Source organism: Pseudoflavonifractor intestinihominis, from assembly GCF_040096055.1.
GTDB classification, from domain to species: domain Bacteria; phylum Bacillota; class Clostridia; order Oscillospirales; family Oscillospiraceae; genus Pseudoflavonifractor; species Pseudoflavonifractor intestinihominis.
This window is the reverse complement of the sequence record NZ_JBBMFK010000006.1, coordinates 85,896-108,396: the sequence shown is the minus strand read 5'-3', so window position 1 is coordinate 108,396 and position 22,501 is coordinate 85,896. Positions and strand designations below refer to the sequence as shown.

Genomic DNA, 22,501 nt, shown 5'->3' with positions numbered 1-22,501 from the left:
TAAATCGACGCAAACGGCAAACAAAGAGTGGGGGTGTATGCTCTGTGTCAGAAAGGGGGCAGAGCCGATGAACGGATCTGACCTGCGCAGCCGCCCCATCATCGAGGTCAAGGACCTCCGCAAGGAGTACCCTGTGGGCGACGAGACGGTGGTGGCGCTCAAGCGCATCAATTTAAATGTCATGCGGGGGGAGATCTGCTGCATCTTCGGCACCTCCGGCTCGGGCAAGAGCACCCTGCTCAACCAGCTGGCCGGGATGGAAAAACCCACCCGGGGCAATGTGTCCATTGGCGGCGTGCCCATCTCCCGGCTGAGCGAAAACCAGCTGGCCTCCTTCCGCCAGCGGCACCTGGGCTTTGTGTTCCAGTCCTACAACCTGCTGCCCAACCTGACCGCCACGGAAAACGTGGCCATGCCCCTCATGTTCCGGGGCGTGCCCCGGAAGCAGCGGGAGGAGGCGGCCCGGAAGATCCTCTGCCAGGTGGGCCTGTCCCACCGGCTGGACCACTTCCCCCGGCAGATGTCGGGCGGACAGCAGCAGCGGGCCGGCATCGCCCGGGCCTTCATCGCCCGGCCCGACGTGGTTTTCGCCGACGAGCCCACCGGCAACCTGGACTCCAAGACCACAGTGGAGATCATGAATATGATCTGTTCCTTTGCCCGGGACTACCATCAGACCATCATCCTGGTCACCCACGACCCGGAGATGGCATCCTACGCCGACCGCATCGTCACCCTCATTGACGGCGAGATCGTCCGCAATCAAGTCAACGACAAGGAGAGCAAGCACCATGAATCATAAACGTTTTCAGCGCATCTTCTCCGTCCTCATCCTGCTGGCCCTGGTCACGGCGCTTGTCCCTCTGGCCGCCCGGGCCGAGGGCGGAAACCTGTACGTCACCGGCTACACCGTGCTCAGCGCCGACGGCAAGCCCCTCAGCAGCGTGTCCAAGAGCGCGGTGGTGAGCATTGCCGTGTCCGTCAAGGACATCAGCGAGAACAGCAGCTCCAAGGTACCCTCGGCCCTGGACATCAGCAAGCTGGACGACAGCTTTACCGGCGGCACCGTCTCGGTGAAAAAGACCTCTCAGGACGGCCAGCCCCTGTCCTATGAGATTCTGGTGAGCAACACCCGCTACAAGGGCGTGGGCCAGCTGCTCAAGCTCCAGATCGGCGAAAAGGGCAAGCCGGACAGCTATCAGACTCTGGGTGTGACCGTCACCGAGGCAGTGGTCTACGAGGCCGCCCCCACCACTCCGGACACCACCCCGGAGACTGCCCCCGCCCCCATGGTGCTCATCTCCCGCAGCGACATCGCCTCCCCCCTCCAGCCCGGCCAGGAGAAGGAGATCGAGCTCACCTTCCAGAACCTGAGCACCACCAAGCTCAAGTCCCCGGTGGTCACCATCACCCCCTCCGATGGCCTGACCCTGTCCGGCGGTTCCTCCTCCTTTGTGCTGGAGGAGATCGCCGGCAAGAAGTCCGCCACCCTCAAGGTGCGGATCAAGGCCGCCGACGTCATCTCCTCCTCCAGCCAGTCCCTGGGGGTGGAGCTGAAGTTCAACTACTACAACAATATCTCCTCCGTCCAGGCCAGCGTCACCGACAAGGTGACCATCCCCGCCCAGGCCAGAGAGAGCGTTCCCCAGCCGGTGGTCATCGTCACCCGCTCCCCCATGGACACCCCCATCGCCCCCGACGAGACCCGGGAGATGACCGTCACCTTCCAGAACGCGGGCTCCGCCAAGCTGGTGGCCCCGGTGGTGACGGTGGCCCCCTCCGAGTCCCTCATGCTCCTCAACGACGTGTCCACCTTCCTCCTGTCCGACATCGAGCCGGGCAAGAGCGCCACTGTCAGCCTGAAGATCAAGGCCGCCAAGACCATCTCCTCTACCAGCCAGTCCATCGCCACCGAGATGAAGTACGGCTACGACAACGGCACCACCCTGACCCAGGCCACCGCCTCCGACAAGGTCAACATCCCCGCCCAGGCCAGGGAGAGCGTCCCCCAGCCGGTGGTGCTGGTGACCCGCTCGGCGGTGAACAAGCCCATCTCCGCCGGGGAGACCATGAGCCTGACCCTCACCTTCCAGAACGCGGGCTCCACCAAGCTCATCTCCCCCTCCGCCTCGGTGACCCCCTCCGACTCCCTCATGCTCCTCAACGACACCTCCACCTTCCTCCTGCCCGACATCGAGCCGGGCAAGAGCGCCTCCATCAGCCTGAAGGTGAAGGCGGCGGCGGAGATCTCCTCCACCACCCAGTCCATCGGCACCGACCTGAAGTACAGCTACGACAACGGCGAGACCATCACCCAGGCCGCCACCTCCGACAAGGTCAACATCTCGGCCAACGCCACCCTCAAGTCGGACACGTCGGTGCCCAGCATCGTCATCCGGGACTTCTCCTACGGCGGCACCTCGGTGGCGGCGGGCAGCAAATTCCCCCTCAGCTTCACCTTTGAGAACACCGGCAAGGTGGCCATCGAAAACGTGGTGGTGACCGTGGACGGCGGCGAGAGCTTCACCATGGACGGCAGCACCAACACCTTCTACTACAGCAGCCTTGCCGCCGGCGGCACCCAGGTCCAGGAGGTGCCCATGCGCACCGTGCCCAACAGCAAGAGCGGCGCTCAGAGCATCAGCGTGGGCTTCAAGTACGAGTATGTGGACGGCGAGAAGCGGTCCCAGGCCAGCGCGGACATCAAAATTTCCCTGCCCGTGTACCAGCCCGACCGGTTCCACATCAACGCCCCCACCGTGCCCGAGTCGGTGACCGTGGGCGAGGAGGCCGAGGTCCTCCTGTCCTATGTCAACAAGGGCAAGGACGACCTGGCCAACCTGGAGGCCACCGTGGAGGGCGACGGCATCTCCACCCCCGCCCGCACCCAGTACCTGGGCAACGTGACCGCGGGCACCAACGGCAACATCGGCTTCGCCATCACCCCCGAGCAGGAGGGCGACCTCAAGCTGGTGCTGAAGATCTCCTACGAAAACGGCGACCAGCAGGTACAGACCAAGGAATTTCCCATCACCCTCCGTGCCATCGACATCCCCCCGCCCGACGACTACTCCCCCGACGATCTGCCCCCCGAGGAGGGCAGCTTCCCGGTGGTGCCGGTGGCCATCGGCGCCGGCGCTGTGGTGCTGGCCGTGGCCGCGGTGCTGATCGTGCGGAAGAAGAAGGCCTCCAATGCCGTCCAGACGGAGTGGAGCGACTGGAACGATGAGGATTCCGGCAGCTCCGGCGGGGAGGGATGAGCTGTGAAGCGCAACGATCTCCTCCGCATGTGCCTGCAGAATCTGATGCGCCGGAAATCCCGCACCTTTCTCACCGTGCTGGGCGTGCTCATCGGCTGCTGCTCCATCGTCATCATGGTGTCCCTGGGCATCGGCATGAAGGAGACCCAGGAGCGGCTGCTCTCCGAGATGGGCGATCTGACCATCATCACCGTCAACGCCCCCCAGGGCGGCCGGGGCAAGAACAAGCTGGACGACCCGCTGGTCAAGCGGCTCCGCTCTATCTACGGTGTGGAGGCCGTCACCCCCAAGCAGCGGCTGGAGGCCGACTCCATCACCCTCATCACCGGCACCGGCCAGCGCTATATCGCCGACTGGACCACCGTGGTGGGTCTGGACACCGGCGAGGTAGAGAAAATGGGCTACAAGCTGCTGGAGGGCGGCGCACCCGCCAAGAGCGGCGAGGTGATCGTGGGCCAGTACCTGGCCTACAATTTCCGGGACAAGCTCCGCCCCGAGGGCCGCAACATGGTGGACCGGTGGAGCGGCAACTGGGATGAGAACGGCAACATGACCGACGTGCCGCCCCCCTACTTTGACGCCATGAAGGCCACCTATACCATGGAGATCGAGTCCCAGGGCAGCAAGTTCACCTTTACGGTCAAGCCCTCCGGTGTCACCAAGGAGGACTACTCCAAGGGCGGCGAGACCTCCGACGGCATCATGGTCAGCCTGGCCGACCTGCGCAAGATGCTGGACAAGGTCCAGGGCAACAAGAAAAAGTCCCTGCCCTACGACTCCATCATGGTCAAGGTCTCGGGCATCAACATGGTGGAGCCGGTGGAGCAGGAGATCCGGTCCATGGGCTACTCCACCGACTCCATGGAGAGCATCCGCAAGCCCATGGAGAAGGAGGCCCGGCAGAAGCAGATGATGCTGGGCGGCCTGGGCGCCATCTCCCTGTTCGTGGCCGCCCTGGGCATCACCAACACCATGATCATGTCCATCTCCGAGCGGACCCGGGAGATCGGCATCATGAAGTCCCTGGGCTGCTATGTCACCGATATCCGGGTCATGTTCCTCTCCGAGGCCGGTGCCATCGGCCTCATCGGCGGCCTCATCGGCTGCGTCATCAGCTTTATCACCTCGGTGATCATCAACCTGGTCTCGCTTGGGCCGTCGGTGGAGAACCTGCTCCCCGCCATCATCGGCGGCGAGACGGTGAACCGGGTGTCCGTCATCCCGCCGTGGCTTCTGCTGTTTGCCATTGTGTTCTCCGTGTTCATCGGCCTCGGCTCCGGGTACTACCCCGCCAACAAGGCGGTACAGATCCCCGCCCTGGAGGCCATCAAGAGCGAATAAGTGCAAAAAAGAGACCTGCCGGCAGGCAGGTCTCTTTTTTGCACTGTCTCAGGCCATTCAGCCTCACAGCCCGCAGATGCACTGGCAGCTCTCCAGCACCCGCTTGAGAACATCCTGAGGGATCAGGTGTCCGTTGGCGTGCATGACAGGGTTGCGGATCTGGTGGAACTCCTCCAGCCGGTCCTTCCACCCGTCGCCGCCTTCCTTGGGAAAATACTTGGCAAAGCGGTCCTCCCAGCTGGTATTGATGATGCTGACCACCGTACCCAGGGTGATCCCATCCAGGAAAGAGGGATTCTCCTGCCAGTTGGAGAGGGTGCGGCAGCTGGTGTAGGTCTTTTCCAGGAAATTCTGATATCCCGGCAGGCCGGCGCTCTGGTAGGGGCCCAGGGCCGTTGCCCACCGGCGGATCTCCTCCTCTTTGGGTTTGCCCGCCTGGTAGCGCACCTCCGCCATGACGGGAAACTCCCTCTGGATCATCTCCTTGAGCCGCCGTTCCGCCCGGATGAGCGTCTCAAACAGGGGAATATTCGTCTGCTGCAGCTCCAGATATATGGTGAAGTCCCGGGTCATGGAATAATATCCGTTCTCGTCCTCGCTCAGATAGCCCCGCTGCTCCAGCACGCTCACGTTCCGCTGCTCCTCCAGCGTCATGGGCCCGAACAGCGCCCCCAGCATGGCCTCCAGCTGGTGGTCCTCCTGAAAACGGTTGCGGAGGGTTATGTAGAAGTCCTCAATGTCGCCCCTCAGCCGCCGGGCAAAGATCTCGTCCACCCGGTCGGCGTCCACCGTCCGCTGCTGCATCTGGTCCTCCGCCATCTCCCGGGCGAACATGGAGAGCAGATAGGGGATCCGGCCGCAGTAGTACGCCAGGCGGCCCTTCATCTCCTCGTCGGGGAAGATGTCGTAATCCGTCAGGGCCCCATAGAACTCGTCCATATCCTGGTCGCTGAAGCCGTACAGGGGAAAGGTGGTGAACACCCCGTGGAAGGTGGAGATGCCGTCGGCGCTGCGCTCGATCTCCGCCACGGGGCTGCGGGAGATGAGGACCGTGGTCATATTGTACTTGTCCGTCTCCGAGGACAGGGTGCGGATGAACTGGAAGTAGCACTTCTCGTCCAGCACCCATCTGGCCGCGTCAAACTCGTCCAGCACCCAGAGCACCCGCAGGCCCTGCGTCTGCGTCTTTCTCAGCATGGCCGTCAGGGGCTGGCGCATGCGCATATACCAGTTCTCCGCCTTGGCCGCCACGCATTCCAGCTTTGCCCGGGCGCGCTCCAGCTCATCGTCCCAGACGCCCTGCTGGCGCAGCGCTCCCTCCAGCTCCTCGGCAAAGATGTACCAGAAGGAGGCCGCGTCCGGGTATTCGGCCAGGTTCATCCGGATCACCAGCACATTGCCCTGCCCGGCGTGCTCCCGCAGCACCTGGGCCACCAGGGAGCTCTTTCCGATGCGGTGGGGGCCCACGATGGACAGCCCGTAACAGGGAGAGCTGCCGAACATCCACTCGCCCAGCCGGTCCAGCTCGCTCCGCCGCCCGAAGAAGGAGTCCCCGGACACCTGGGGGCCCGCCAGAAAGCGATTTGTCTTTCTCATCTCTACTCCCCTCTTGTCTCCAGCAGCCAGCGCTCCAGCAGCTTGACCTCAATGCGGTAGGCGTCGCCGGTCACCTGCTCCAGTACATTGCGCTGCACCAGCCGGTCCAGGGCGTTTTTCACGCCCTCTTCCCCGGGCAGGGCGGCGCAGATCTCCCGCTGGCTGGCCTGCCCGGTGGTCCGGGAGATCCGGGCCACTGCCAGCAGGATCTTCTCGTTGATCTCCTTCAGCTCCGGCCGGCCCCGCTCGTTGAGCTGGGGTTCAAAGATGGACTCGTCCAGGAAGGACATCCGCCCAAAGGCCCGGGTCCGCAGGAAGCTCTTCACGATGGCCTCCCCCGCCATGGCCGCGCCGCTGGCGTTCATGTAGTCCACCAGGTTGGCGCACAGCAGGATGGTCAGGTAGGCGCTGCCCGCCGTCAGGTTGTACAGCGTGTCCACCGCGCCCTCCCGGAAGGGGGTCTCGGCCAGGTGGTTCTCCCGCATCAGGGGCTCCCGGATGAGCTGCTTGGCCGGCTCCTCCTCCAGGTAGGTGATGCGCATCAGCTCCATGCAGGCGAACTCGTTCTGGTTCTCCCGGATGAAGTCGGGCATGTCGTCCTGTCCGGCCACCACGGCGAACACGCAGTAGTTCTGCAGAAAGCCCTTCCAGAACTTCATGAAGTCGCTGGTGATGGTGCCGTCCTTGATCTTGGTGTGCAGATAGGTGAACTCGTCCAGCAGCACCACCACCACCATGCCCCGCTCCCGGAAGATCCGGTCCAGCTGGCGCATGTAGTTGGCAAAGAGCACCGAGGCGTACTCCGGCCGCCCCAGGATCTTTTCCGCCGGGTTCTCCACCTCCCGCTCGGCCAGAGCGGCGGCCAGCTCGGGCCGGTTGTCAAAGGCCTCCTGGGCGATGTTGAGGATGTGGTAGAAGAAGCCCACCACCGCGTTTCCGCTGTCCATCAGGATGTCGCCCATGTTCTGGACCTCCCAGATCACCACCCGGTCCCGGTAGGCAGGCTGGCTCAGGCGGCGCTTCAGGTGGTAGAGCAGGCTGCTCTTGCCCGTGCGGGTCTGGCCGTAGATGGCGATGCCGTGGCTGTAGCTGGGGGGCGCGTCGGGGGGGCAGATCTTGCCGCAGATCCGGTCCAGCTCGTCGTTTCTGCCGTAGAACATGGTCTCGTCGTGCATGGGGCTGCCCACGTTCTTGGTGTAGGGGTTGGCCAGCTTGCGGAACTGCTCCGTCCGCACCACGCAGGTCAGCTCTGTCACCTGGGGCTCGCTCTTGGTGAAGTCCTTGGCGGTACGGTTATAGCGGTAGCTGTACCGCAGGTTCAGGGTGAAGCTGCCCATCTGCCGGGCCTGCTCGGTGAGCCGCACCAGCAGGATGACCTCCGTGTGGGTGTCGCCCCGCAGGCCGTTGATGCTGCCCCGGTCGTCCTCGGGCCGGCAGGACAGGATGTCCTCGCCGTCGCCCTCGTACTCGATGGTGTCGGCGGTCTGGTGGTTGCGCTGGTTGGACACAGTCAGGTACACCCGCACCTCGCCGCTGGCGTCGTAGTGGGGCGGCGTGGACAGCTCCCAGGTCAGCTGGGGCGGCAGCATTTCATACATATTGGTCTGCTGCTCGGTGAGCTGGCTGCGGATGTCCTCCAGGGCGGGGACGTAGACGTCAAAGGACAGGCGGGTGGGGGTCTCCCGGATGGCGGCGTTGAGCTGGTCGATGCGCTGGATGGTGTCCTTGAGGCACTCGGCCCGGTGCTCGAAGTCCATGCCCTTGTGGTAGTCGCACTCCCGGCGCAGGATGTCGCAGAACTCCTGGAGCCGGGCGTAGTCGGTGGCGTCCAGCCAGTTGGCCCAGTCGGAGGACTGGAGCTCGTGGAAGCTGCGCTCCTCCTCCAGGCTGCCCATCACGTGGCGGGCGCACTCCTCCATGTGCCGCGCCAGCTCCTCTTCCCGCTTGCGCAGCAGGTCGCCCGCCCGGTTGAGAAGGCGGCTGAAATCGGCCATGTCCTCCCGCATGGTCACCGGCTCCTCCAGCACCCGGCCCAGCTGGCGCAGCAGGCCCTCCCGGAGGGGCTTGGCGTCGTACAGGCCCTGCTTGAAGTCCAGGCGGCGGCCCCGCAGCTCCCGCATCAGGCGCAGCACGCCCACCAGGAACTCAGGGTACAGGGCGTCGGCCAGGCTCCGCTCGGAGAGAAAGCTGAAGTCCAGTCCGTCGTGGCTGCTGGCGTTCTGCTGGGCGGAGATGAAGTTGGACAGCTCCCGCTGGCCCATGGTGTAGGACCGGAGGAAACAGTACACCGAGTCCCGGAAGCAGCGGTCCCTGGGGCCCAGGTTGGGCAGGCAGGACAGGTAGGCAAACCGGGCGGTGTCCAGCTGATTGGCGTTGTCCACCATGTAGTCGCCCCAGGCCGCAATGGCCCGGGAGGCATAGATCTTCTCGTTCTGGACCGTGAGCTTCTTTTTCCACATGGCGCCGTATCTGCGCCCCGGCTCATACCGGTCCAGCAGCTCGTCCACGATCCTGGCCGCCGCAAATAGTTTGTCGCTGCGGGCCTTGGCCGAGCCGCCGCCGGCGTCGACCTGTTTCCGGATCTCCTGCACGGCCTCAGAAGGCGTGCCGATATAGTGGCCGGCGGAGATGTGGCTCTTGACCACCGCGGCCAGATCCAGATTGCGGATACGGGAGAGCACATAGCCGTTGAGCAGGCCGTCGCTCACCTCGTCCCCGTCGTCATCCTCGTCAAAATTCTCGTCATTGAACTCGTCCTGGGTATAGGTGCCCACCCCCAGGGTGCGGTCCAGGATGCCGTTGGCGATGGGATCGGCGGGATAGAGGCGCAGCACCTCCTTGGCCAGCCGTTCGGCCTCGGCGAACTCGCCCTGGTGGTAGTAGCAGGTGGCCTCCCCCTTCTTCACCGACAACTCGGCCTTGGCCAGCCGGTCGCCTTCGGGCGTGCTGCGGTACTGGCTGTACAGGTCCCGCCACCTGCGGTAGGTCTCCAGGGCGTCGCCATACCGGCCCAGGCGGATGTAGGTCTGGGCCTTCTGGATCATGTGGTGGGACTTGCGGCTGCCCCGGTTGGCGGCCCGGATGGCCTGCTCCAGCACAGTGCACAGGTGCTCCAGGGCGTCGGTGGTCTTGCCCTTCTGGTAGATCTGGATCTCCAGGTTCAGGGCCTTCTCCTTGGTGAGGTAGTCCCGGTAGTGGTTGAACAGGTCCACCGCGTCCTGCCAGCTGTCGGGCAGGCGGTTATAGAGGCCGATCAGATCCGCCACCGTGGACTCCAGCTTCTCCTCCCGCTCCAGGGCCTGCTTGTAGTAGTACAGCGCCGTCTCCAGATTGCCCCGGATCAGCAGCTGGTGGGCCTTGTCATAGTTGGGGCAGGGGTCCCCCAGCTTCCAGGCCGTGGCCTTGCGCACCGGTTCGTCCTCCGGCTTGGGCGCCGGGGCGGGCGCGGGCTGAGCGGGCTCCGCCGGCTTCTGGACGCTGTCGTCGCTCTGCTTCTCCTCGGACACGGGCTGCACCCGCTTGCTCAGCGGGGTCTGGTTCTTCTCCCCGCCGGGCAGGTCCTTGGCCGGCTCCAGGGCCTCATAGGGACAGTCCTCATAGGGGTCGGACTCATCCTGCTTGGGGGGCGCCTCCAGCGCCGCCTTGAAGGCCGCCCACTGCTCCAGCCGCTCTGCCGAGGGCTTGAGCTGGAGATAGCTGATCTCCGCATCGTTGAAGGGCTGCTCCCGCATCATCTGGCCTACCACCTGTTTGCCGTCCTTCAGGGTGTCCAGCCGGAACAACACCTCCTGCTCACTGAAAAAGAGGTTGGTGTGGCAGTACTCCTCCAGCCAGGGGTCTACCAGGGCGTTGTCCTTGAAGGACCACTTGTTGCCCTTCAGGTCCACCACCTTGCCCCAGGTCTTGTCCTTCTGATAGAACAGAAGGGTGCCCTGCTGAAACTCATCCCGGCCGATCCGGCCCAGCCGCTTGTCCGCCTCCTGCTGGCCCCGCTCGGTCAGGCGGATGTTGGAGGCCGCCAGAGCGCCCAGGTGGTTGGTCCCCCGCTCGTAGGACACCTCCAGGCCGCTGTAGTTCCCTTTTGCCAGGAGCTGCCGCAGCGCCAGGTCCTGGTCGGTCACCTGGGTGACGTAGAAAAAGATATTGTCAGGGTATGCCCGCAGGAAGCCGTACCGCTTCTCCGGGAAGAAATTCTGGATGGTGGTGGTCAGGGCCGCCGTCTCCGCGGGCGCCGCCTCCTCCTTCTGGCGCTCCAGCTCCGCCTGGGCCATCTGCTCCTCCCGGTCACGCACCTCCTGGCTCAGCTCCTTCCAGGAGGCGGGCAGCGCATAGAACAGGGCGTCCAGCAGCTCACCGGACGCGGCGGAGGCATCCCCTTCCAGCTCCACGCTCTCCCGCTCCGCCGCCACAGCGGCGGCCAGCAGCAGCCGGTGGAGGGTCTCCTCGTCCTCGGTCTGCTCCTTGCCCCGGATGATGGGGGAGAGATTCCGCGCCTTACGGCACCCCTCGCCCAGGACCCGGCAGCCCGCGTACTGGAGGCAGCGCCCGCTGAGGGCCGACTGGACCAGCAGCGGCAGGGCCTCCTCCGGTTTTTCGGCCTGGATCAGGCACTCGGCCGCCAGCTCCGGCCACTCAGCCTGGGAAAAGCAGAGGGCCGCCGTCTGATACTCCCCCGCGCCCAGCTCCAGCACGCCCATCAGGGCCGCCAGCAGCGCCTTGGACGACGCCGTCTCCGCCGTCTGCTCGATCCGGTTGGTCCGGGCCTTCAGGTCGTGGAGCTTGTCCGCCAGGGTGTGGTTGGCCACGGCGTTCTCCAGGCTGTCCAGCACGCCGCCGGCCGTCTCCCGGACGGTCTTGGGCTCCTCCTTCAGCGCCTTCCGCAGCAGCTTGGCCGCCGTCTTGACGTCCAGAGGCTTCTCTTCCCGCTTCAGCTCCGCCCGCAGGTCGGCCAGCACATGCCCCGCAGGCACCGTCCGGACATCGGGCGCAGGATCCTGCTGCTCCTCCCCGCCGCCGTCCTGCTGCTCCTCTTCAGGCGGAAGGATATCAAAGGAGATGATCTGATTCAGCAGGATTCTGGGCTCGCTCTTCTCGCTTTTCAGGTGGATCAGCACCTCGTTGATGCGCAGCACCGTACCTGTGGCGGTCTGGGCCCCCTGCTGCCCGTAGCAGATCTGGACCCGGTCCCCCACATGGATTTCACTGAGGATGATATCTTGAAAGGTTTCCATCTCGTTTCACCCCGTTCGAATTGCCTGTTGTCTCATTGTAACACAGTATTTTCCTATTTGACATACTCTCGCCCAATTTTTTGCTGTTTTTCTTCGCCCCATGCCCTCGCCCTGTCAGAGATGACGGCAATCCAGATCGGGATTGTCCTCGGTTTGTAGGCCTCGTTGCTTGCGTCCGGGGTGGAAATATGGTATTCTAAACTATAAAATCCCGCGCTGGCCCTTCAACGGGAGCAGGCGGAAAATCAGAGAAAGAAGGTCGGACGATGTCCCATCAGCTTGTCGTTGTTCTGGACTTTGGCGGTCAGTACAACCAGCTCATCGCACGCCGCGTGCGTGAGTGCGGCGTCTACTGCGAGGTCAAGCCCTATACCACTCCTCTGGAGCAGATCAAGGCCATGGCGCCCATCGGCATCATCTTCACCGGCGGCCCCAACAGCGTCTACGACGAGAAGGCCCCCCATGTGGCCCCCGAAATCTTTGATCTGGGTATCCCCGTGCTGGGCATCTGCTACGGCTGCCAGCTCATGGCCCACACCCTGGGCGGCCGGGTGACCGCCGCTCAGGACAATTCCGCCCGGGAGTACGGCAAGACGGAGACCTATTACAATACCGACTGCAAGCTCTTCAAGGGCCTGCCCGCCCAGGGCATCTCCTGGATGAGCCATGGCGACTATATGGCCAAGGTGCCCGAGGGCTTCGACCTGGTGGCCCACTCCGACGCCTGCCCCAACGTGGCCATTGCCGACGAGAAGCGGGGCTTCTACGGCGTGCAGTACCACCCCGAGGTCAACCACACGGAAAACGGCGTGGCCATGATCCGCAACTTCCTCTATGAGGTCTGCGGCGCCGTTGGCGACTGGTCCATGGGGGACTACAAGCACACCGCCATCCGGCAGATCCGGGACAAGGTGGGCAGCGGCAAGGTGCTGCTGGCCCTCAGCGGCGGCGTGGACTCCTCCGTGGTGGCCGCCCTGCTGGCCGAGGCGGTGGGCAATCAGCTCACCTGTGTGTTCGTAGACCACGGCCTCATGCGCAAGGACGAGGGCGACGAGGTGGAGCGCGCCTTTGCCCGCTGGGACATCAACTTTGTCCGTGTGGACGCCGAGAGCCGCTTCCTGGGCAAGCTGGCCGGCGTGACCGAGCCGGAGCGCAAGCGCAAGATCATCGGTGAGGAGTTCATCCGGGTCTTCGAGGAGGAGGCCAAGAAGATCGGCGCCGTGGACTTCCTGGCTCAGGGCACCATCTATCCCGACGTCATCGAGTCCGGCGCCGGAGACGCCGCCGTCATCAAGTCCCACCACAACGTGGGCGGCCTGCCCGACTATGTGGACTTCAAGGAGATCATCGAGCCCCTGCGCCTGCTGTTCAAGGACGAGGTCCGGCAGCTGGGCCGTGAGCTGGGCCTGCCCGAGTACCTGGTCTCCCGCCAGCCCTTCCCCGGCCCCGGCCTGGCCATCCGTATCATCGGCGACATCACCAAGGAGAAGGCCGACACCCTCCGGGAGGCCGACTTCATCTTCCGGGACGAGATCGCCAAGGCCGGCCTGGACGGCAGCATCAACCAGTACTTCGCCGTCCTGACCAATACCCGCTCCGTGGGCGTCATGGGCGACGGCCGCACCTACGACTACACCCTGGCCCTCCGGGCCGTGACCACCGACGACTTCATGACCGCCGACTGGGCCCGCATCCCCTACGAGGTACTGGACCGGGTGTCCGTGCGCATCGTCAACGAGGTCAAGGGCATCAACCGTATCTGCTACGACATCACCTCCAAGCCCCCTGCCACGGTGGAGTGGGAATGATTTCAGAGGCCCGAAAAAGCCCATGATTACTGGGTTTTCCAAGGCTTGATGCCCTCTGTGGCAACGATTTGGCAACAGTTTTCATTATTCCAAAGATAAAGAGCTACCTGATTTGCGAAAGTCAGGTAGCTCTTTTCGTTTTACTTCTCTTTGTCCGGCTGCTTTTTGAATTCTTCCGCCAGCAAATCGCTGAGACCTTGGGAGGGGACGACCTTGTGCCAGTGGCCTGTAGTATCAAACTCCGGGTAACGGTAACGCCAGCGGTCATAGTCCTCTTTGCTAATCTCCCCTGACTTCAGCTTGGCCGCCTGCTCTCCCCAAGCGCAGAGCATCTCATGGAGGCGGGCCGCTTCTTTCCCTTGGAACACATCCACCCGAAGATGTATTTCTCCGTCGCACTCGCAGATTTTCAGTCCGTAGCGGTCCTCAAGCGTGAACAGTGTATGCATAAGACCCACATAGGAGTCGATGTCCGGCACGGCCAGAGCATGGGGAGAGACCTCCAATATCTGTGCCAGCGCGGCCGTCAGGTCTGCCTTGGGCGTCCGCGACCCGTTCTCGTATTGAGCAAGGCGCACATCAGCGGACTTCTCCGGGAAGCCCAGCGCCATACCAAGATATTTTTGCGTCATGCCGCGCAGAATGCGGAAAAAGTGAATGCGTTCTCCAATCGCCATAACGGCCAACTCCTATCTGGATTCTTGATAGATTCAGCATAGCAGAAATGCTTAGGATAGTCAAGAGAAATCTAAACAAATTTATTTAATATTTTTCTGCAAACCGCTTGACTTTAACTATTATGCTTAGTATAATGAAGATGATATAAGCAAATAAATTTAAGTCACAAAAATTTTACAAATCGCATACCCTCAAAACGGCGAAAAAATGTCCGTTGTAAAGTGAGAGGGGGAATTTCAGGCGAAGTAAAACTGAATGACCGTCCTACAGATACTTTCTCCGGGGAAGCAGGCAACGATATGAGCGTGCCAAGGAGAAAAGCAAACGGCACAGCGCCGGGAAGGGTTGCCTGTCAGAGTCTGAAGGGTGAAACGGCAAACGAAAAACAATTACGGCAAGGAAAGGAAGGTATTTTTGTGTATGACAGAAAAACAGTCGTTTATGCGGGTCGATGAAGTGGCGCAGGAATTGGGCGTTTCCAAATCCTATGCTTACAAAATCGTACAGAAACTCAACGCGGAACTGAAAAGCCTTGGTTACTTGACCATATCCGGCAGAGTCAACCGAAAGTTCTTCTACGAGAAGCTGTGCTATGGCGAAAAGGAAAGGAGGGGTAACTGATGGCAGTCTATAAGGAAGAAAAGACCAACACCTGGCGGGCGGTCTACCGCTACACCGACTGGAACGGCGAGCGCAAGCAGACCCAAAAACGAGGCTTCAAGACCAAGCGGGAGGCGCAGGCATGGGAACGGGAACAGCTCAACAAATCCACCGCCGATCTGGATATGACCTTCCGCAGTTTCGTAGAACTCTACACGGCAGATATGCAGACCAGGCTCAAGGAAAACACCTGGGCCACCAAGGATCACATCATCCGCACCAAGCTGCTGCCCTACTTTGGCAAGCTCAAGATGTGCAACATCACCGCCCAACAGATCATCACCTGGCAGAACGAGATGCTGAACTACAAGGACGAGAACGGCAAGCCCTACTCGCCGGTGTACCTGAAAACGGTCCACAATCAGCTCAGCGCCATCTTCAACCACGCGGTTCGGTACTACAACCTCCGGGAGAATCCCTGCAAGAAGGCGGGCAGTATGGGCAAAAAGAAAAACCGGGAGATGATGTTCTGGACCAAGGAGCAGTACCTGAAATTTGCCGAGGCAATGATGGACAAGCCGCTGTCCTTCTATGCCTTTGAGATGCTCTACTGGTGCGGTATCCGGGAAGGGGAGCTGCTGGCGCTCACGCCCGCTGATTTCGATTTTGAGAAAGGCACTGTCTCCATCAGTAAATCCTATCAGCGGTTGAGCGGTCAGGACTTGATTACCACTCCCAAGACGGAGAAAAGCAACCGCGTCATCACCATGCCTCGGTTTCTGGTTGAGGAAATTCAGGATTATCTTAAAATGCTCTACGGAATCGGGCCGGATGACCGGATGTTTACCATCACCAAGAGCTATCTCCACCGGGAGATGGACCGGGGAGCCAAAGAAGCCGGGGTGCCGCGTATCAGAATCCATGATATTCGTCACAGCGCGGTGTCACTTCTGATCGACATGGGTTTCTCAGCTACGGCCATCGCAGACCGGGTAGGCCACGAGAGCATCGACATCACTTACAACTATGCGCACCTGTTTCCGTCCAAGCAGACGGAAATGGCGGATAAATTGAACATGGAAAGGGGTAATTAAAAATGTCGGCAAAGAATTTGGACAAGCACAACCGCTGGCGGAACAAAACGGTGGCCTTCCGGGTCTCCCCGGAGGAGGACGAGCAGCTGGAAATCTTCGTCAAGCTGTCCGGGCTGACGAAACAGGACTACATCATCCGGCGGCTGCTGGAAAAGGAGGTCGTGGTACAGGGTAATCCCAGAGTCTACAAAGCGCTCCGGGATGAACTGGCCGCTGTGCTGGACGAGCTTCGCCGCATTGAGTCCGGGCAGGGCATGAACGACGAGTTGCTGGGCACCATCCAGATGATCGCAACCATTATGAACGGGATGCAGGAGGACACTGCCTATGGGAATTGACGCAAAAGAAAAGACTGCCCCAAACACATCTGTTGGCGCAGATGAGAGGCAGTCCATTCAAAAAGATTCTGACAACAGTATACCCGCTTCGGAGGCAAAAGGCAACGGGGAAATGGAAAATTTGGAGGAAATGTACCGCAGGATGCAGCGCATGGCCGACCCGCGCTATCTGCATACGCTCACCATGACCGAGCTATTTCAGACCTCCTACAAAAGCCGCCCGCACATCATTGAAAATCTGCTCCATTCGGGAGCATATCTTCTGGCTGGCGCGCCCAAGATCGGCAAGTCGTTTCTGGTGGCGCAGATTGCCTACCATGTCAGCACCGGGCAGGAGCTGTGGGGCTGCAAAGTCCATCAGGGAACTGTACTTTACCTTGCGTTGGAGGATGACTTCCAGCGCATCCAGAACCGGATGTTTATGATGTACGGCGTGAACGACACGCCCAATTTACACTTCGCCACCGCTGCCGGGAAAATCGGGAACGGTCTGGACGAGCAGTTGGAGAATTTTATGCGGGAACACCCGGACACCAAGCTTATTATCATTGACACCATGCAGAAAATCCGGGAAGTGGGCGGCGAGGCGTACAGCTACGCGAGCGACTATGAGATTGTCGGCAAGCTCAAGCAGTTTGCGGACAAACATTGTATTTGCGTGTTGACCGTCCACCACACTCGGAAGCAACCCGCCGGTGACGCCTTCGAGATGATCTCCGGCACCACGGGCCTACTGGGCTGTGCGGACGGGTCGCTGCTGATGCAGAAGAAAAAGCGAACTGCGTTGGAGGCTACCATCGATGTGGTGGGCCGTGACCAGCAGGATCAGATCCTCTATCTGAAAAAGGACCCGGAAACGCAGATTTGGAATTTGGAGCGTATGGAAACGGAACCGCACAGGGAACCGCCGGACCCGGTGCTGGAAGCAGTGGCAAAGCTGGTTTCCACTGAGCGTCAGGAGTGGACAGGCTCTCCCTCGGAGCTGGCCGCAGCGGTTCAGGTGGGTATGGCGGCAAACGCGCTGACCAAGTATCTGAATGTCAAATCCGGCAGGTTGTTGGATGAGTACCATGTGAGCTACGAAAACAAGGCGCGGCACGCCGGGCGACAGGTGAAGCTCACCTATATGTTGGTAGAGGCTCCGTCTTTTGAGGTGGTTGAGGATGGGCGCGACGGTAGCGACGGTTGCAACGGTGAAAACGCTACCATCCAAACAACCGTCGCTATCGTCGCAGCCGTCGCGGAAAGGAGCGGAAGCGAATGAAAAATGTGCAGATTCCCTACGCCCTGTTCGTGGCGTTGGTGGAGTATCACCTCGGCTATGATGACGAATACGAGGATGAAATCCGGCAGGGATTGGAGCAGAAGCTGGACGCCCTGGTGCGGCACGAGCTGTATGCAAAATATAAGACCGCACCCAGCGCGGAAGAACGGGAACAGGCCCGGCAGGCGTATCTGGACCGGCGCGGCGTATTCCCGGATTTTCGCTGGTAACAGGCGTTTACTTTCATACTAATCTCGCGGATGAAATTAGCATGAAAGTCAATCTTCTCCCTGTTGGCTTGGACAGGAGCGTGACACGCTCCTGTGGCTGGCAGACAAGGCAAATTGGGTGGCAGCATACGCCTTCCGCATCCCCCGTCCCCATCGAAAAATCCGCAGATTTGGAGATGGTTAAGGCCGGGAGAATCCGGTGAATTTTCCCGGCCTGTGGGCGGCGGAATTGGAGCAAACGCGGTTGTGAGGAGGCCACCGGTCACACCGCGTTTTGAGGCTGTGGGTATCACCTGTAAGCCGAAAAAGGCGGCGAGGCTCCCGCAGGAGCCGCACTCCCCCTCGGAGAGCCCACGATACTTTGCAGCCGCAGGATGAAAGTATCATAGTGGGTTATTACACTTCCGCAGAAGTGCATCCCCCAAAAGCTACCCGCATCTCAACCGCCCTTGTGGGGCGAGAAAGGAGTTCTATGGCAAGAGGCGACGGTATTCATCGTACCAGCGCAAGAAACATGAGACTGACCACACCCAAACTGAAAAACGCGCAGCAACACAACGAGCGTGAAAAAGAATCGTATGTCAATCAGGACATTGTTCCGGAACGCTCCCATCTAAATGTTCATTTCAAGAAACCGGACGGCGGCTATGTGGAACAGTTTGGACAGATGGAAGCAGACGGTATCATCTCCACACGGGGAATCAAGGAGGACGCTTTCCGCTACGGCGAGCTGATCTTCGATGTAAACTCCGCCTACTTTTTCAACCACGGCGGATACGACTTCGCAAAACAATTTTACCACGATGCCTATCAGGCTGCAATCAAAATCGTGGGCGGCGAACAGTACATCCTTTCAGCGGTCATGCACGCTGACGAGCGTAATCGGGCCATGTCCGAGGCGCTGGGGCAGGATGTGTATCATTACCACCTCCATGTGGTCTATGTGCCGGTGGTGGAGAAGCAGATCCGCTGGTCCAAACGCTGCAAGGACAAGTCGCTGGTGGGCAAGGTAAAAGAAACGGTTATGCAGGTCAGCATGAGCAAGAAGTGGGCCTCTAAGCCGGTTCTGGATGAGGCCACCGGCGAACCGTTGAAAACGGCGAAGGGCAAGCCTGTCCTCAAAAAATCATACAGCGTATTGCAGGACGATTTCTTTCGGTATATGCGTGAGGCTGGGTACACCGATGTGGAGCGCGGTGAGCGCGGCAGCTCCGAAGAACACCTGACGGTGACGCAGTTTAAGGTGGAGAGAGAACAGGCGCGGCTGGCGGAGCTGCAAACAGAAAAATCGGAGGTTCAGGCGGAGATCGGCCAGCTTCGGACAGATAAGGCCGAAGCCGAGAAGGCGGCCAAAGAAGTGCAGACGGAACTCCGCCTATTAGCGCCTAAACTAAAACACATGGAGAAATTGGCGGCCGAGTATTCTTCCGATCCAGAGGACCTGCTGCCACTCCCCGACAGAATGGAATCCGCCAAATCTTACCGGGAGAAAAAGTCCAAGCCGCTGTTGGAAAAGATCGTCAAGGTGGTGCGCTCCGTTTACCGGGCTTATCTGGATGTCTGTCAGAAGTTCGAGTTGTTGCAGCGCAAATATGATACGGAGGTCCCGTATTTGAAAAAGCAGTTGGACGAGGTCAGGGGTAAAAATGCAGAATTGCAGGAAACTGCCAGAGACTATCACCGGCTGTGCCGGGCCTATGGGCCGGAACGGGTAGCCGAAACGGTGGCGGCTGTCAAGCAGCAGGAACAGGCGGAGAAAGAGCAGAAACGCAGTCAAAAGCGGCGGCATGACCGGGATGCGCGGTAATCCCGTGTAGAGCCGAGAAAAAAGGATTTTTGCGGATAGAGGCATCTGAGCCGAATCATGTATCGTTTGGGTGCTTCCTATCCGAAAATCCGCTTACTTTTGCCGGTGTAGAACCGGAGAAAATCTGTGAAAATACGGAGGTTTTATGCGAACAGGTCTTTCCAAAAAGCAAAAGACAACCAGCGTCTTTTTTGACGAGACAAGTCCCATCATCGAGGTGTGTACCTACAACACTTCCCTCAAAAACCGTTTGAGTGAGTATGCGGGAAAGTACCCGGCCGAGTGCCGGTTGGTGGAAGATGATGAGAACGGTTGTCTCACATTTGAGATCAGGAAAGGGCGGTTCAGTTTCAAGCTGAACGCCCCGTACAGCACAGAGCGCCGGAAGGCGGCCAGTGAGCTGGCAAAGAAGAATATCCAGAACTTGCAGCAAGGTAAGAAGTGATTGAACGCCGCCCGTGGGGAGAGTGGTTCCCTGCGGGCGGCGCCTTTTCTTTTGCAAATTGCATATTCGGGCTTGCTTTATTTCGCTTAAACGAATATAATATACTTGGTTTGGTGTACGCATCCATAGTGATTATGAGGTGTCACAAGTGAATGGATATATAACGGTTCAAGAAGCCGCCGAGAAGTGGGGCGTGACCCCGCGGCAAGTTCAGATATTATGCAAAGAAAACCGCATAGCGGGCGCGTCGCGTATGAGTCGTATCTGGATTATCCCGGAAAACGCCGAGAAGCCGACAAGTGATAAGCGAGGACAAGGTAGGGAAAGAAATGATCCTTCAAAGTACCATGTATCAAAAACAGAATATTGACCTATCTTCCGCTCCTTGGACGATGCATGAGTTTTTTGCCGGCAGCGGTCTTGTGGCGTATGGACTAAGGGGGATGTTCGCGCCTGTTTGGGCAAACGACATCAGCGAACAAAAGGCCGCCGTCTACGAAGCCAATTTCGGGTGCGAACGGTTTGTTCTGGACGACATCAAGAACATCAAGGGCGCCGATCTACCGTTTGCCCATCTTTCGTGGGCCAGCTTTCCCTGCCAAGACTTATCTTTGGCAGGTTCTATCGGCGGAATCCATGCGTCCCGTAGCGGTTTGGTGTGGGAATGGTTGCGCGTGTTGGATGAGATGGACGATAAACCGAAGATTCTCTTGCTGGAGAACGTGGCGGGTCTGCTTTCGACAAACGGCGGCGACAATTATAGAGTTCTTCATATGGCGCTCGTGGAGCGAGGGTATCAATGCGGAGCTGTTTTGCTGAACGCGTCCCACTTTGTTCCACAGTCCAGGCCGAGAGTATTCATTATCGCCGTACAAGAGGACTGTCCCATTCCAGAGGAATTGGTGGGTGACGGGCCATGCTGGCTCCATAACAGCGCCGCAACGCAGTTGGGCCGCGAACTGCCGGGATGGGTCTGGTGGCATACGGAAAAGCCCTCGCGTCGCGCCGTATCCCTCAAAGATATTGTCGAGGATAACGCAACCTTTGATAAAGACGATGTTTTGCGTCTGGTCCCCGAACGGCATTGGGACAAATTGCGGGCGCACGATACTGTGTACGCCACAGGCTATCGCAGGACGAGGAACGGAACGCAACAGTTGGAGCTCCGCTTTGATGGAATCGCCGGTTGCTTGCGGACGCCGGAAGGCGGGAGTAGTAAGCAGTATCTTGTAGTCAAAAAAAATGGCCAGACACACGCGCGGCTTTTGACTGTGCGCGAAGCGGCCAGACTGATGGGAGCGCCGGACAGCTTTGAACTTCCCGGAAGTTATAACGACGGATATAAAGCGATGGGCGACGCAGTGGCCGCGCCGGTCGCACAGTTTATAGGGGAGCGATTCCTAACCAAAATTGCGGAGGCGGTATATAATGATTAGTCCCGAAGAACGCTTGAAAGTCTTTCAAGCTGAAAACCATATTACTACGAAAGGGCCTCTCTCTTTGGTCGTGCAGTTTACCCGCATGGTAAGAGATAAGGCTTTTCCCTTGAACCCCGACGACTTCCAGACAAGCAGTAAAGGACAGGTGGCAGGGCTTGGCGGAGCGAACTTGAAGAAGATTTTGAAAGAGCACGGCATCACCCAGCAACTATCCTCCGAAGGCGGAAGAACCAGCAGAGGCAGCATGGGCCTGATGATTAAGTATGTGGACTTTCTGAACGCATGGAACGCAGAGGAAGCGGTGGACTTCGCCATAGTCGAGGACTTTTGGGCCGAACAGGTGCGCGAATACTTTAGAAACCAGCCGTTTGTCCTAACCGCCGACACATCCAAAACAATCGGCGCAAACCTGGACGATCTGTTTGAGCAGGCAAAAAAGCGTCAGAAGCAGAACGCTGGAACACAGTATCTCGGCACAGTATTGCAGCATCTTGTGGCGGCGAAACTCTGCTTGATTCTGCCGGAAGGTTCTTTTGAAATTCATGGAGCCTCTGTAGCGGACGGCCCAACAGACCGCAACGGCGATTTTGTCATCGGAAATACGGTCATTCACTGTACGACCATGCCCGGCGCGTTGCTGATTGAAAAGTGCAAAGCAAATCTCCGCGCCGGTTGCCACCCCGTCATCATCACAATTTTTGAGCGCGTACATACCGCACTCAATCTTGCCGAGGACGCCGGTCTGGCCGGACGCGTTGAAGTGTGGGATATTCAACAGTTCTTGTCCGCCAACATCTACGAGCATAGTCTCTTTGACGAGTCCAAGAGAAACTCCACGCTCTCCGGCATCATTGACCGATACAACAAGATCGTGCTGGAAGCGGAAACCGATCCCAGCCTTCGCATAGAGTTTGAAGCCAGGTGAATTGCCGTGGCTGATGTTTTCGATGCAGAAAAGCGATCTGATATTATGCGTCAGGTCAAATCTAAAAAGAACAAGTCCACGGAACTGCGGTTGATTGAAGTATTCAAAGAGAACGGGATTACAGGCTGGCGGAGAAACTACCCGGTAAAAGGGCATCCAGATTTCGTGTTCCCAAAGAAGAAAATCGCTGTGTTTGTGGACGGTTGTTTCTGGCACGGGCATGACTGCCGGAACACTCGTCCCGCCGAACATCAAGAATATTGGCAGAAAAAGCGCGAGCGGAACATGAAGCACGACAAAGAAGTGACGGCAATGTTCGAGGCGCGCGGCTGGACGGTGTTGCGGATTTGGGAGTGCGAGTTGAAAAAGAAAAATGAATCCACACTTGTGGACCGATTAAAGTCATTTATATAATAAGCGTTTTTCTCTATGTTTATGAGAATTT

At 59.6% G+C, this 22,501-nt stretch carries 17 protein-coding genes; 14 read left to right on the top strand and 3 right to left on the bottom strand.

The window, feature by feature from the left end:
* Nucleotides 1–67 precede the first annotated feature (67 nt).
* Genes WMO64_RS05445 through WMO64_RS05435 form a run of 3 tightly spaced genes read left to right on the top strand, consistent with a single transcriptional unit; the run spans nt 68 to nt 4,601 of the window.
* Nucleotides 68–802 carry an ABC transporter ATP-binding protein gene (locus WMO64_RS05445; RefSeq protein ID WP_294519549.1) on the top strand — a complete coding sequence of 245 codons (735 nt, stop codon included), beginning with the start codon at nt 68–70 and terminating at the stop codon, nt 800–802.
* Nucleotides 792–3,260, top strand: coding sequence for a COG1361 S-layer family protein (locus WMO64_RS05440; RefSeq protein WP_349231275.1), 2,469 nt, complete (start codon nt 792–794; stop codon nt 3,258–3,260). The genes WMO64_RS05445 and WMO64_RS05440 overlap by 11 nt, the downstream gene beginning before the upstream one ends.
* Nucleotides 3,261–3,287: 27 nt before the next feature.
* Entirely contained in the window at nt 3,288–4,601 is a 1,314-nt protein-coding gene (locus WMO64_RS05435) for an ABC transporter permease (RefSeq protein WP_435412051.1), read from the top strand.
* 63 nt (nt 4,602–4,664) lie between these two features.
* Here the strand turns inward: WMO64_RS05435 and WMO64_RS05430 are convergent, their stop codons facing one another.
* A complete protein-coding gene (locus WMO64_RS05430; RefSeq protein WP_349231274.1) occupies nt 4,665–6,197 on the bottom strand; it encodes an ATP-binding protein in 1,533 nt (510 codons plus the stop codon).
* Between the two features lie 2 nt (nt 6,198–6,199).
* Nucleotides 6,200–11,428, bottom strand: a complete 5,229-nt coding sequence (locus WMO64_RS05425) for a hypothetical protein (RefSeq protein WP_349231273.1) — start codon at nt 11,426–11,428, stop codon at nt 6,200–6,202.
* A gap of 266 nt (nt 11,429–11,694) precedes the next feature.
* Here WMO64_RS05425 and guaA point away from each other — a divergent pair, with 266 nt between their 5' ends.
* Entirely contained in the window at nt 11,695–13,236 is a 1,542-nt protein-coding gene (gene guaA, locus WMO64_RS05420) for a glutamine-hydrolyzing GMP synthase (RefSeq protein WP_349231272.1), read from the top strand.
* A gap of 140 nt (nt 13,237–13,376) precedes the next feature.
* Here the strand turns inward: guaA and WMO64_RS05415 are convergent, their stop codons facing one another.
* Nucleotides 13,377–13,913, bottom strand: coding sequence for a helix-turn-helix domain-containing protein (locus tag WMO64_RS05415; protein ID WP_349231271.1), 537 nt, complete (start codon nt 13,911–13,913; stop codon nt 13,377–13,379).
* Between the two features lie 421 nt (nt 13,914–14,334).
* On the opposite strand from WMO64_RS05415, the gene WMO64_RS05410 reads away from it, so the two are divergent.
* The 10 genes from WMO64_RS05410 to WMO64_RS05360 all read left to right on the top strand — a co-directional run bounded on the left by WMO64_RS05410 (nt 14,335) and on the right by WMO64_RS05360 (nt 22,470).
* The gene (locus WMO64_RS05410) at nt 14,335–14,535 is read left to right on the top strand and encodes a DNA-binding protein (protein ID WP_349231270.1); all 201 of its coding nucleotides are present in this window, start codon (nt 14,335–14,337) and stop codon (nt 14,533–14,535) included.
* Nucleotides 14,535–15,608 carry a site-specific integrase gene (locus WMO64_RS05405; protein ID WP_349231269.1) on the top strand — a complete coding sequence of 358 codons (1,074 nt, stop codon included), beginning with the start codon at nt 14,535–14,537 and terminating at the stop codon, nt 15,606–15,608. The genes WMO64_RS05410 and WMO64_RS05405 overlap by 1 nt, the downstream gene beginning before the upstream one ends.
* 2 nt (nt 15,609–15,610) lie before the next feature.
* Complete coding sequence (locus WMO64_RS05400) at nt 15,611–15,946, top strand: plasmid mobilization protein (protein WP_349231268.1); 336 nt, start codon at nt 15,611–15,613, stop codon at nt 15,944–15,946.
* Nucleotides 15,936–17,210, top strand: a complete 1,275-nt coding sequence (locus tag WMO64_RS05395) for an AAA family ATPase (RefSeq protein WP_349231267.1) — start codon at nt 15,936–15,938, stop codon at nt 17,208–17,210. Before WMO64_RS05400 ends, WMO64_RS05395 begins: the two co-directional genes overlap by 11 nt.
* On the top strand, nt 17,207–17,440 hold the full coding sequence (locus WMO64_RS05390; protein WP_349231266.1) for a complexin-2: 234 nt from the start codon (nt 17,207–17,209) through the stop codon (nt 17,438–17,440). The genes WMO64_RS05395 and WMO64_RS05390 overlap by 4 nt, the downstream gene beginning before the upstream one ends.
* 472 nt (nt 17,441–17,912) lie before the next feature.
* Nucleotides 17,913–19,247 carry a plasmid recombination protein gene (locus tag WMO64_RS05385; RefSeq protein ID WP_349231265.1) on the top strand — a complete coding sequence of 445 codons (1,335 nt, stop codon included), beginning with the start codon at nt 17,913–17,915 and terminating at the stop codon, nt 19,245–19,247.
* Between the two features lie 145 nt (nt 19,248–19,392).
* Nucleotides 19,393–19,692: a hypothetical protein gene (locus WMO64_RS05380; RefSeq protein WP_349231264.1), complete on the top strand. Its 300-nt coding sequence runs from the start codon at nt 19,393–19,395 to the stop codon at nt 19,690–19,692.
* A gap of 299 nt (nt 19,693–19,991) precedes the next feature.
* Nucleotides 19,992–21,128, top strand: coding sequence for a DNA cytosine methyltransferase (locus WMO64_RS05370; protein WP_349231263.1), 1,137 nt, complete (start codon nt 19,992–19,994; stop codon nt 21,126–21,128).
* The gene (locus WMO64_RS05365) at nt 21,121–22,056 is read left to right on the top strand and encodes a DUF4928 family protein (protein WP_349231262.1); all 936 of its coding nucleotides are present in this window, start codon (nt 21,121–21,123) and stop codon (nt 22,054–22,056) included. Before WMO64_RS05370 ends, WMO64_RS05365 begins: the two co-directional genes overlap by 8 nt.
* Nucleotides 22,057–22,062: 6 nt before the next feature.
* Complete coding sequence (locus tag WMO64_RS05360) at nt 22,063–22,470, top strand: very short patch repair endonuclease (RefSeq protein ID WP_349231261.1); 408 nt, start codon at nt 22,063–22,065, stop codon at nt 22,468–22,470.
* Nucleotides 22,471–22,501: the final 31 nt, after the last annotated feature.